Origin of the sequence: Streptomyces sp. NPDC016640, assembly GCF_043076215.1 — a bacterium.
Lineage (GTDB): Bacteria > Actinomycetota > Actinomycetes > Streptomycetales > Streptomycetaceae > Streptomyces.
This window is the reverse complement of record NZ_JBIBRG010000021.1, coordinates 31261-43402: the sequence shown is the minus strand read 5'-3', so window position 1 is coordinate 43402 and position 12142 is coordinate 31261. Positions and strand designations below refer to the sequence as shown.

At 74.9% G+C, this 12142-nt stretch carries 1 protein-coding gene (cut by a window edge); it reads right to left on the bottom strand.

What is annotated here, in order from left to right:
• Positions 1 to 12142, bottom strand: partial view of a lonely Cys domain-containing protein gene (locus tag ACF07S_RS31540; protein ID WP_391975734.1) — the 5' end (the start) only. Its footprint begins 26072 nt before the window's first position; the window shows 12142 of its 38214 coding nt (coding positions 1-12142); the start codon lies at positions 12140 to 12142; the stop codon falls past the left edge of the window.

Here is a 12142-nt window from a genome sequence, read left to right as displayed (position 1 = left end):
GCGGGGCGGGGCCGGTGGCGTCGGTGACCGTGTACGGGGCGGGCGCCTCGGAGCGCCACTCCGGCTCGGTGTACTCCTGCGGCCGGTCCGGCACGGTGACCGTGGCCGAGCCCTGGTGGTGGGCGGTGAGGCGGGAGGCGGCGAGGTGCAGCCGGTGGTGGTCCGCGGCGGCGGCGTCGGTGCGCCGCTCCCAGCGGCGTACGTCGTCCCGGGCGGCCTGCCAGGCGGTCACGGCCGGGGACTCGGCGACGGCCCGCGGCAGGACGGTCGGCCGGTCGGGGTCGCCGTCGCCGAGGGCGGCCTGTTCGTCGGCGCTCAGGTCGAGCCAGGTCTCGCGGGCCCGCGCGCGGGCGTCGTAGTAGCCCTTCTCGGCGGCGGCGAGGTCACCGGCCGCCCTGGCCAGGTCGTCCCAGGCCGCGGCGACCTCGTCGGGGAACGAGGAGTCGTCCAGGAGGCCGTAGTCGCGGGCGATGTCCTCGCGCAGCCACACCAGGGCGGTGGTCTCGGCCTGGGCGGCGCGCGGGCCGCGCAGGACCTTGCCGAGCGCCCGCACCGGGCGGCTGTCGGTGATCCGGTGGTCCACTTCGGCGACCGACAGCCAGCTCACCGGCAGCGCGAACAGCATGCTGCGGTCGGTGACGACCTTGAGGTGGGTGCCGGAGGTGGTGTCCACGGCGTCCTTGGTCGTGATGCCGTCGTTGGAGCCGGCGATCGGGACCGTCGCGCCGGGGTTGATCACGCCCGCGTTGCTGGTGCCGGCGAGCGGCGCGGTGCCCACGGCCCCCTCGACGTTGTCGGTGGTGCCGGCCTCGACCGCGTCGGAGGTCTTGGAGCGCTGCATGGCCTCCATGCGCGGCTTGTTCTCCACGGAGAGCAGCCGGGCGCCGCTGCGGTGCATCCGGGCGTAGAGGCGGGAGTCGGCGGTGTGGAACTGGCCCAGGAGGCGGGCGGAGGCCTGGGTGGGCAGCGGGGAGCCGTCCGGGCCCAGCGCCTCGCGGAAGCCGGCGGTCAGGCCGGTCTGCGAGGTGGACTCCTGCTGGGCCTGGGCGGGCGCGGTGCCGAGGCCGGTGAGCGTGGTCAGGTGGGCCGCGCGCACCCGGCCGGCGAGGACGTCGCCGGTGAGCCGCCTGCCGAGGTCGCTGTCCCCCAGGCCGTCGGCGCGGGCGGTGGCCAGGGTGAGGGCGTCCCGCACGTTGTCCGCGCCGCGGAAGTCGACGGCGAGGATGCCGGAGCCGATGCGGTCGTCGAACGGCAGGACGTCCGAGGCCCCGCCGTCGCCGCCCGGGGTGCGCCAGGCGGCGATGCCCTCCGGCCGGGCCTGCTCGGCGGTCAGGATCCTGACCGCGCGCTCCGGTGCGGGCACGTCCTGCTCGGTGAGCGCGCCGTCGGCGCCGTCGCCGTCCGGGGTGAGCAGCCCGGCGGGGAGGATCTCGCTGAGGCTGCCGACCGGGCCGGCGGCGCGCGGGGAGAGCGGGTCGCCGGCCGCGTCCGTCATGGTGACGGTCAGGGTGTAGCCGGTGACGATCTCGGCGTGCGCCTGGGTGGTGGCGATGTTGGGCATCGCGGTGCTGCCGGTGCTGTCGGTTCGGGTGTGTGCCCGCTGCCCGGCGGCGGTGCCCTGCACCGAGGGGTTGGCCAGCAGGGGGCCGCCGCTCGCCGCGCGCTGGCCGACGCCGAACGTCACGTCGGCGCCGCTCTCCTGGGTGACGCCGTCGGAGTCGTCCCGGGCGGTGGTGCGGTAGTCCTCCAGCTCGAAGCCGGTGCGCAGCCGCTCCACGGTGGTGGTGACCGGGGTCAGCCTGAACGTGATCTGTGCGGGGCTGCCGCCGACCGGCAGGTGGAACGGGCTGGACCAGCTGCGGTAGCGGACCGGGAGGGTCGACCCCTCGGTGGTCAGTTCGTGCAGGTGGCTGCGGAGGAAGTCCGGGGAGAGCCGCTGGAGCACCTGCTCCCGGTCGTGCGAGGGCACCCCGATCTTCTCCAGCCGGGCCAGCAGCCGGGGTGCCACGCCGCTCGCGTCGAGCTGGCCGCTGGGGTGGGTGGGGAAGCGGCGGCCGCGCAGGAAGGCGGGCAGCCGGTAGCCGCCGCCGAGGTTGCGGGGGGTGGTGGTGGCCAGGCCGTCCGGGGCGAGTCCGGCCTCGATGACGTCCTGCATGGGCAGGTGGAACATCACCGCGTCGCGGATGCGCTGCAGCGTGGCGGCGGCCCCGCGCGGCGCGAGGGCGCGGGCGAGTCCCTCGGACAGGTGCCCGGCCGCGGAGCTGATCCGGGTCCCGGCGCGGGTGCCCACCGCGCCCATCGCGGCCGTCCAGCGGTCCCGCACCGCGACGGTCTCGACGGCGTCGGCGACCACCAGGTACGTCCGCCCGGCGTAGGTGAGGGTGGTGTTGCGTCCCCGGGTGAGGGTCTGCGAGACGCTGTGTCCCTTGGCCCGGGCGTACTGCAGGGCGGCGGAGTAGGAACCGACGACCGCCTGCTGTCCGGGGACCTGCTGGAGCGGCATGTCGGCGCCCTGGACGCCCAGGGTGGTGCGCGAGACGGTGCTGGAGCTGCCGGCGACGCGGTGCTCGTTGCCGAGGGTGGCCTCGAGGGTGGCGGGCTTCGGGTCGCTCTTGACCCGCAGGTTGTGCAGCTCGCCGCGGACCGCGGCCTTCAGGTAGTGGGTGCGGAACGGCCCGGCGCCGTTGAGCCCGGTGATGCGGGAGCCGAACGGGCCCAGGTACTGGCCGAGTTGGGCGGCCACTGCGAGGTTCGCCACCGCCCGGCGCAGTGCGGTGCGGATCGGGGTGCCGGGTGCGTCGACGTGCCAGGAGGTGCCGGTGGCGCGGCCGGCGGTGTCCTGCATGAGCTGCTGGCGCTGCGGCCCGCCCTCGGTGCTGAGCACCACGTGCGGGGCGCCGAGCAGCCGCCGGGTGAGCGTCCGGTCGGCCGAGTCCTCCCGCGGCAGCGGCCGGGTGCCGTCGAGGAGCTGGTCCGCCTCGGTGGCGGAGAGCTGCCGCGGTGCGGGGGTGGCGGGCGCCGGTGCCGGTCCGCCGGGCGGCGGGTCGGCGGGGGCGTACCGCTGCGAACCGTGCGCGGCGGGCACGGCCAGCTCCACCCGGCCCACGGTCTCGCTGCCCCGGGCGAACAGCGGGCGCTCCTCGACCTTGCTGACGAAGACGCCGGCGCCGAGCAGGCCGGCCGAGGCGAGCCGGGCCCAGCCGCGCGGACGCCGGTGCCCCTCGAAGGAGGCGCCCAGCTCCACCCGGTAGCTGTAGAGGTCGGCGCCCTCCTGGAACATCAGGTGGTCGTGGGTGACCGCGACCGTGCTCCGGGTGGCCTTCTGGTCGGTGACGGCGTAACGGGCGCCGAGGGAGACGTTGCCGGCCTGGCGCGGCAGCCCGGCCTCGGGCACCTTGTCGTGGTCGCGCGGCGAGATGCCCAGTTCGGCACCGCCGGAGAGGGTGCTGGAGGCCTGCTGTCCCTGCCCGGAGACCTCGGTGCCGATCACCGCGTTGCGCAGCGAGCGTTCGCTCATGGTGGTCTCGAAGCGCCGGTCGGTGAGCCGCGCCCGCAGGATCAGGGTGTGGTGACCCCGCTGTACCTTGCCGTCCTCGGTGAGGGTGACCGGCACCCCGGTGGTGGTCAGGTCGTCCAGGCTCTGCGCCAGGCTGGGCCGGTCGAGCGCCTCGCGGACCTGCCGGTCGTTGTGCAGCGCGGTCCGCATCCGCCCGTCGCCGTACCAGAACTTGGCCAGCCGCGGGTGGCGCAGCATCAACGGCGGCACGAACAGCGACGGGTACGAATGGTGCAGGGTGTCCAGCACGGCGTCCGCGAAGACCCGCATGGGGTCCTGGGGGGCGGTCTGCGCCTGCGGCTGCGGCTGAGCCGAGGGCTGGGGCTGCGGCTGCGGCTGCGGCTGGACCTGGTTTCCCTGCTGGTCCCCGCCCTGGCTCCGGTCCCGTACCGGGTCGTTCTGCGGGCGGTCCGGGCGGAAGCCCTCCGCGCGGACCTGCCCGCTCAGGTGGACCGGGTCCTCGCGGGTCAGGTACCACGGCACCGGCGGCTCGGCGTCCGGGTTCGGTCCGGCCTGACCGGGCGTACGGCTGTCCCAGCCCGCGAGCCGGCGCGCGTCCTCGGTGGACATCCAGTCCAGGCTGACCACCCGGACCGGACGGACGGCGGACCGCGGCTCGCCCGCCATGCGCACCATCAGGGTGCGTTCCACCCGGTAGAGCGCGACCGGGCGGTTGCGGACGCGCGCGGTGGTCTTGCGGGCCGCGTCGGTGCCGAGGTGGTGGCTCCGCCCGGCGCTGAAGTCCGCGCGGATCAGCGGCCCGCCCTGGAGGCGCACGTCCGTCTCCGGGCCGATGAGACTGTAGTTGGGCCCGGCGGTGATCTGAACGCCGAAGCGGGTGTCGCGGACGTGGGCGCGCTGGTTCTGGTACGTGGTCTGGGTGAGGTCGCGCACCTCCGCCTTGACCGACTCGGTGACCAGGGTGGCCCGGTGCGGCACCGACCGCTCCACCACGAGGTGCCCCAGCGGGTGCTGGCCGCTGCCCTGGGTCAGCTCGGGCCCGCTGACCGGCCCGGCGAGCCTGCCGAACAGGGCGAGCAGCCGTCCGGGACGGACGTACGAGACCAGGGTGCGGTGCGCCGAACTGCCGGGCCGGGCCTTGGAGAGGGCGAGTGCCAGGTCCTCCGGCGGATCGATCAGGTGCAGTCCGGTGACGTCGGTGGCCCGCGGTTCGGCGCCGTCCGGGAAGGTGAGCGTCTCCGGCGCCCGCCGGGGTCCCTTGAAGGGCACCGTGAGGTCGTCCGGCAGCCGCCAGCTCAGCCCGTCCCGCATGGCGAACTGGGCGGAGTGCACCGGGCTGCGCTGCCAGCGGGGACCGGCCTGGGCGGTCGCGCCGTCGGTCTTCGGCGCCTCGGTGACCCGTTCGACGCGCACCCGGTAGTAGACGTCGTCCAGGTGCAGGTGCGAGCCCTCGTGCGCGCGGTGCTCGGTCTGGTTGTACGCCTGGGTGCCCTGGGTGTAGTCGGTCCTGCGGGTCCAGCCGAGCGAAAGGCCGATCTTCAGCAGCCAGTTGAGCGGCGGGCCCATGCTGAGCGCGGCGGCGACACGGCGCCCGAAACCGACGCTGCGTCCACCGCCCGTACCGGCCTGGCCGCGCCGCATGGTGTCGAGGCGCACGGTGCCGCCGTTGACGTCCGAGAAACGCTCCCAGCGGTGGTACGGGACCGCCTCGACCGTCATCTCGTGGCCGACGCCGGACTTCTCCCGGCCCACCAGGCGGGCGCCGCGCGGGGCGGTGAAGGCGCCGGGCTGCTGCGTCAGCAGGCGCAGCAGTTCCGCCTCGTCGAACTGTTCGCGCAGCTTCGGCGGCAGCTTCCCGAGGATCTCCTCGGCCGCCTTCTCGGGCGAGCGCAGGGTGAGCGCCCCGGGACCGGTGAACAGGCCCGCCGCGGGGGCCGGCGTCGTGCCGTCCGTGCGGCTGTCCGGGCTGCCGCCGGCCGGATCGGCGTCCGGGTTGATCAGTACGGTGGGCAGCCTGCTGCCGTCGTCGAAGGTGACGGTGCGCGGCGCCGGACCCGGCGGAACCGCGTCCGGGCCGGTCAGCAGCCGGGCCGGACGGTGCCGGTCGAGCTGCGTCTCCAGCGGTACCGGGTCGCCCCGGTCGGGGGTCCCGGTGTCGGGGCCGTATACGTCGCTGATCCCGGCCATGCCGCGCAGCCACTCCCCGAAGGGGTCGGAGCCGTCGGAGTCCTGGGTGACCGGGTCCAGGCCCACCGGGTTCCGAGTGGTCTGATGCCGGGATGCCTGATGCTGGGCGACCGGGTCGGTGTCGAGGGCCGGGTCCGGTGCCGGGACCAGGGCGTCGTAGTGGTCGGTGCCGTTGTAGGCGAGGTGCAGGGTGCCGCCGCGGCCACCGGGGTGCAGGGGCGTGACGAGGGTGCTTCCCGGCGCGTGCGGGTCGGGGGCGACGAGCCGCAGGTCGAGGTCAAGGGTGTGCGCCAGCGCCTGCGGGAGCATGTCGGCGAAGGGCGTGGCCCACAGGCCGGGCAGCTCGGCCGCCGCGACGGTCAGTCCGCCGGTGCCGAGCCGCCGCGCGTCGGCGGGGGCGGGCGCCAGGTCGGCGAGGTGCGGGTAGGGGCCGTCCCGGAGTATCCGCTGCCACTGACCGGTGTCGCCGTCGGTGACGACCGCGTCGGCGATCCGGTTCCAGTGCGCGGTGATCCGGTTGCGCTCGCCCGGCTCCCGCACCCCTGCGAGGGCACTCATCCGCAGGTCGTCCACCACGGCGAGCACCGGGTCCGGGGTCGCCTCGGCGGCCGCGTCGAGCAGTTCGGACCCGGTGAGCCGGTCGTGCAGCAGGGCGCGCAGCCCGGCCACGTTCCGCGCGGCCCACGCGGGCGGCACGTCCCGGCTGCGGGCGCTGTCCAGTACGGCGCGGAAGAGGCAGTTCCCTCCGCCGGGGGTGTCCAGCCGGTGGAAGGCGAGCCCGTCCGCGTGCACGGTGCCGGCCGGGACGGGCGCCGTGGCGGGCACCGTGCGCCCGGTCCGCTCCTTCGCGGGTCCGTCCGGGCGGTCCGACGTGTCGGGCGTGTCCAGCGAGTTCAGCGAGTTCAGCGAGTTCGGGGACGGGCTCGACGGTGTCCTGAGCGGAGCGGGCCAGGTCAGTTCGGCGTGATCGTTCCCAGGACGGAAACGGAGCAGCGGTTCGCCGTCGGGACCCTGGTGCGAATGGACGATCTTGTCGAAGACGGACTTGTCGAAAGCGGTCGGCGGATTCCAGAACATGTGGGCGCCGTGCATCACGGCGATGCCCTTCGCCCGTATCTCCTTGATCAGCTCGTCGTGCAGCGCATGCGTGATCCGGGTGCCGTCCGGCGTCGAGATGTCGAACAGGTCGTGGTCCGCGGTGATGGGGCGGTGTCCTCCGCCCTCCCCCACCTCGTGGATCACCCCGTTCCTGACGACGAACTTGTTCTCCCTCTCGTATGCCGCCATCTTGGGGGCCAGCTCGTGGAACTCGGTGGACCGCTGGTTGAAACGCGACAGGACCCTGTCCCACGCACCGTCCGAGAGGGATCCCCGCTCGGGCAGCACCGGTTTGAAGTACCCGACGAGCCCGATGGTGTCCGCGTCGGCCCCGAGCCTCACATCGGTCTCGTCGACGGTCTTCGCCTTGATCGACTCCGGCTTGGCCGCGGCCCCCGCCTCCAGCCACTTGGGGGCACGGGGATTGGTCGGACGCACGTCGATGACCAGGTTCTTCTCCCGCACCAGGTCACGGAACCCCTTGAAGTTCTTCTCCGGCATCCCGTAGGTATGACGCGCCGTGTACGCGTCGACCGTGCCCGCTTCCAACCGCTGGGGCGCGCGCTGCTCCTCATGGACGGTGGCTGTGCGCGCCGGATCGCCCAGGCGGCGTGCCAACTCGGCGGCGTCCTCGGGGCCGAGGGCGAGCGCGGACAGCGGCAGCGGTGCGCTCGACAGCGACCAGCTGATCCGCGCGGAGGGCGCGTAGGCGAGCCCGCGCGCGTCCTCCGGCGAGACCAGGGTGGTCGGCGGGAGCACGGGCGGCGGCGGGGGCAGCAGGGCGTCGAGGGTGGTGTCGGGTCCGGCGGAGGCGCGCAACTCGGCGGCGGCGCGCAGGAAATCGGCGTACTGCTCGGCCGTGGGTTCACCGGTCGGACCGGTGGTGGGACCGGACTCCGGGCCGGTGGTGGTCGGGGTGGTGCCGCCGCCCGTCGCGGCGAGCCGGTCGACGGCCATCCGGCGCAGCAGGTCCGGGGTCATCCGGCCGTCGCCGTAACGGGCCGCGGTGCCGGGGTCGAGCCAGCGCAGGCCGTCCACGTAGGCGAGCCCGGCGAGCAGATCCCGGTTCTCCGGGCGCTGTTCGGCGTCCGGGCCGAGGACGTCGCGCAGCGTGCGGACCTGCTGGAGGGTACGGGCCCGGGCGAAGGCGTCGGCCGGTTCGGGACCGGCGTGCAGGCCCGCGTCGCGCGCCAGCCGGTCCAGGTCGGCACCGCCGGGCTCCGGGGTGAACATCCTCCAGCGTCCCGGCCCGTCCGGGCCCTCGGTGAGCACCGCGCGGACGTCGCCGTCCCGGTCCCGTGCCGTACCGACCTCGGTGGTCGGCGCGTACACCGGCCGCCCGGTCCGGTTCGCCACGTGCTGGGCCACCGGCAGCCCGGCCACCTCGGGCTGCTGCCCGGTCTCGCAGGAGTACAGCACCAGCGGCCGGTCCTGGTCGCCGTCCTGCCCCCAGGACCTGAGCACCTCACCGAGCTGCACACCGCTGACCTTGATGGTGGGGCGCGAGGCGTCTTCGGTCCCGAGGACGACGGTGCGGGAGGTGCCGTGCACCACGAGGTAGTCGGCGCCCCGTCCGGTGCCGGAACCGGGGAGCGCGGCCGGCGGGCCGGTGAACACCGTACGCCGGACCGGCGGGTTCGCGGCGGTCTCCGGGGCCGGGTTCGTGGGCGAGGCGGTCGAGGTCGTCTGCGGGGTGGTCGACGTCGTCCGGGGGGCTGAGGTCGGGGCCGGGTCCGTGGCGGGGGCGACGGACGTGGTGCGCACGCCGCGGAAGGTGTCCTGCCCGAGGAGTGCCCGACGGCCCGCGTCCTGCGCCGTACCGTCCTCGGCCGGTCCCTGCGAGATGGTCAGCGTCTGTACCGCGCGCCCCGGCTCGGGCCGCACCGCCGCATCCGGCACCAGGCGCCGCAACTGCGAGACGGGCACCGTGTGACCGTCCAGGGTGGTGACGACCGGTTCCGTGCCGGGCCGCGCGGCACCGTTCCCGCCGTCGACGGCGGCACCGACCGGGGTCGCGGGCCGCACGACGATCCTTCCCTGCGGGGGCGGCGCCGCCACGGGTGCGGGCGCGGGGGTGTCCGACGCGGTGGTGTCCTGGGGCGGCGGAGGCGGTGCGGTGGTGCCCCCACTGCCGGGACCGGTGCCGCCACCGGTCCCGGGGACCTGCCCGCCCCTCCCGGTCTCGTCACCGGCCCGGGTGCCTTCGACGCCGCTGTCGGCACTGTCGCCGACGCCGCTGTCACCGCTGTCAGCGTTGCCGCCGTCGCCGTTACCGCTGCCGTTGCCGGACTCCAGGTGCAGATCGGTGGCCGGTTCGCTCCACGGCCCGGACAGCGTGGCGATCTTCGTGACGGGAGCCTCGGTCGTGGCAGCGGGGTTCGGGACGACGCCGTCGCCCTGCGGGGAGGGCGTCGTCCCCGGCACCGTCTTCGGGGACGCGGTCGGGGTGCCGGCGGCCGGTTCGCCGCCGCTGTCGGCCGTCGCGGCACTCTCGGTGACGGGCCGGGGCGCCGGATCGGGGGTCACGCCGAGGGCGTCGGCGAGCGGCAGCAGCACGTCGGCGCCGGGGAACACGGTGTCCGCCGTGTTCCGGCCGTCCGGGCTGCCCGTGGTGGTGTTCGCGGGGGCGTCGCCCGTGGTGCCGTCCGGCGTCACGGCCGACGGGGGGCCGCTGAGCGGACGGGCGGTGACCGGGGAGCCCGGCCCCTCCCGGGTCAGCTCGACGGCGGCGCGTACCGGCCGTCCGGCCCCGTCCGGGGCGACCGCCGGACCGAGCACCACGGCCCGGTCGGTCCCGGCCCGGTCCAGCAACTCGGCCGCCTCCGGCGACCCGTCCACCGGCAGCGCGCCCTGCGCGACCACGATCGTCAACGGCGGCGCCTGGGTGGCGGACGTGGGGCCCTCCGCCCGAGCGGGGTCGGCCTTCCCGTCGTCGCGTACGCCGTCGGTGTCGGCGTACGCGCCGGTGGTGTTCACCTGGGGTGGCGCGGTGGTGAGGTCGGCATCCGGCGCGGTGACGCCGTCCGGAGTCGTGTCGGCCGCCGGCGACGTGACGGTCGCGGGCGTTCGCGTGCCCTGCGGGACATCGCCGCCCACGTCCGCCGGGCCATCGCTCCTCGTGCTCGGCCGGGTGTCGCTTGCCGCGTCCTGAGGGGTGTCGCCCGTCGTGCCCGGAAGGACGTCGCCCGTCGTGTCCTGCGAGGCGTCGCCCTCCGCTCCCTCGGAGACCTCGTCCGCCGCCCCCTGCGCGGAGCCGTCCCCCGTCGCCTGGGACGGCGTGGTGGAGGAAGCGGGGTTGCCGCCGACCGGCGCACCACCCGCCCGGGCCCCGGAACCAGCACCGGCCCCCGAACCCGTACCTGTGCCCGTGCCGGAACCCGTGCCCGTCCCCGCACCGACGCCGGACCCCACACCGGCACCCACGCCGGCACCGGCACCGGACCCCGTCCCCAGTCCCGCACCCGCACCCGCACCCGCAGTCCCGGTGCCGAAGTCCCCCGTCCCGGCGTTACCCGTCCCGGCGTTACCCGTCCCGGCGTCGCCCGACGGGGCGTCCACCGTGACCGGGATCCCGAGGCCGTCGAGGGTGCGGCGGATCCCGTCGGCGTCGATCTCGGCGGCGGGTCCGTTGCCGGCCGGCACCACCCGGACCTCGGGCAGCTGGGACAGGTTGCCGTGCAGGCCGTCGCGGACGCCGATCTCGGTGGTGCCGGGCCCCGGGGTGCCGCGCAGGGCGCCGATGTCGCGCAGGGCCTGCTCACGGACCTCGGCGGGGCCGTCGTACACCTGCTGCCACAGCTCGTTCTCGGCGGCGGTCACGGGCAGCGTGCCCGGCGAGTACGGCGGCGGGTCCTCGAAGGTGTACGGCGGCGGGTCCACCGCGGCGTAGGGCGGGGGCGAGCCGCTGCCGGTGAAGTCGCCGCGGCCGGTGCCCGGCTGCGTGACGGGCGGGGTCGAGCCGCCCACGGAGCCGCCGCCACCGCCGGTGAAGCCGGTGCCCGAGGGCCCGCCGGTGCGGTCCGCGCCGTCGCCGTCGCCGTTCCCGCGCGAGCCCGCCGTGCCGTCGGAGTCCCGCGCACCGGAGCCGGCGTCCCCGCCGGAGACGGTGGGCGGGTTGCGCAACGTGTCGATCAGGTGCCGCAGTTCCGCACCGCTGTTGATCGCGGTGTCGGTGAGCGTGGCCTCGACCTGGCTGCTGACGCCCGCGCCGACGAAGGTGGACCAACTGGTGGACCAGTCACCTTCGAAGGCGCCCTTGATGAGGATCTCCGCGAGGGCCTCGCCGGCGCCGGCGGCCAGGAAGTCGGCCGTCCCCTTGAGCCCGTAGTGCCCGGCCAGTGCGCCGGGGCGGTCGGCGTTGTCGCGCCAGAGCTGGTTGTTGCGCCACAGGTCCGGGTTGTTGCGGAAGGAGAGCGGGTCGTCCCGGAAGGTGACCGGCGTGTTGTTCGGGCCGGGGCCGTTCCCGTTGCCGTACGAACCGCCGGGATCGGGGCGGTCGTCGGGGCCGTTGGTGCCGGGGGTGGGATCGGGGTCCGGCTTGGGGCGCGGACCGTTGTTCCCGAGGTCGAGGTCCGGCGGGTTGCGCAGGTTGGGGTTGTTCTTGAAGTCGAGATCGGGGCCGTTCTTGAGGAAGTTGTTGTCGTAGCTCCGGACGATGTTGCGCGCGAGGTCGTCGAAGATGCTGGTGAGCCCGCCAGCGGCGGCGCCGAACGCGGCCGCCTTGAGGATGTCGTTCCAGTCGAAGCCGTCGGGACGGCGGCCGTCCGGGGCGAAGTTCATCATCGCCAGCCGCACCGCGAAGGTGGTGAACGCCTCGGCGAACGCCTCGGTCAGCGAGGGCGCCAGGTGCAGCCGCTGGAGGAGATGGCTGAGCGTGGTGAGGATCATGAACCGGCTGCGCAGCTTGGCCATCATGATCTGGCTGGCCGTGGCGCCGCCGGTGAAGAAGGACATCGCCAGGTAGATGGCGATCTCGATGAGCAGCCGGATGACCTCGGCGATGACCTGCCACTTGGACTCCATGATGTCCATGGAGGTCTTCCGCCGGCCCTCGGCGATCTTGTCGAGCTGTTCGGCGAAGTCGCGCAGGTAGTTCTTGCCGCCGTCGTCGATGAGCGCGCCCATCGCCTTGGCGTACGACTTGGCCAGGTCGTCCGGCATCGACTCGGCGATGTCGTGGATCGACTTGTCGATCAGCGAGGACATCCTGCCGAGCTTCCGGCCCAGGCCGGAGTAGGGCCGGCGGCTCTCGTAGGCGAGGTCCTCGTCGGCGTCGGTGAGCCTCTCCCCGGTGAGGATGAAGATCATCGCGTTGACCTCGGGCGAGGGCTGGATACTCAT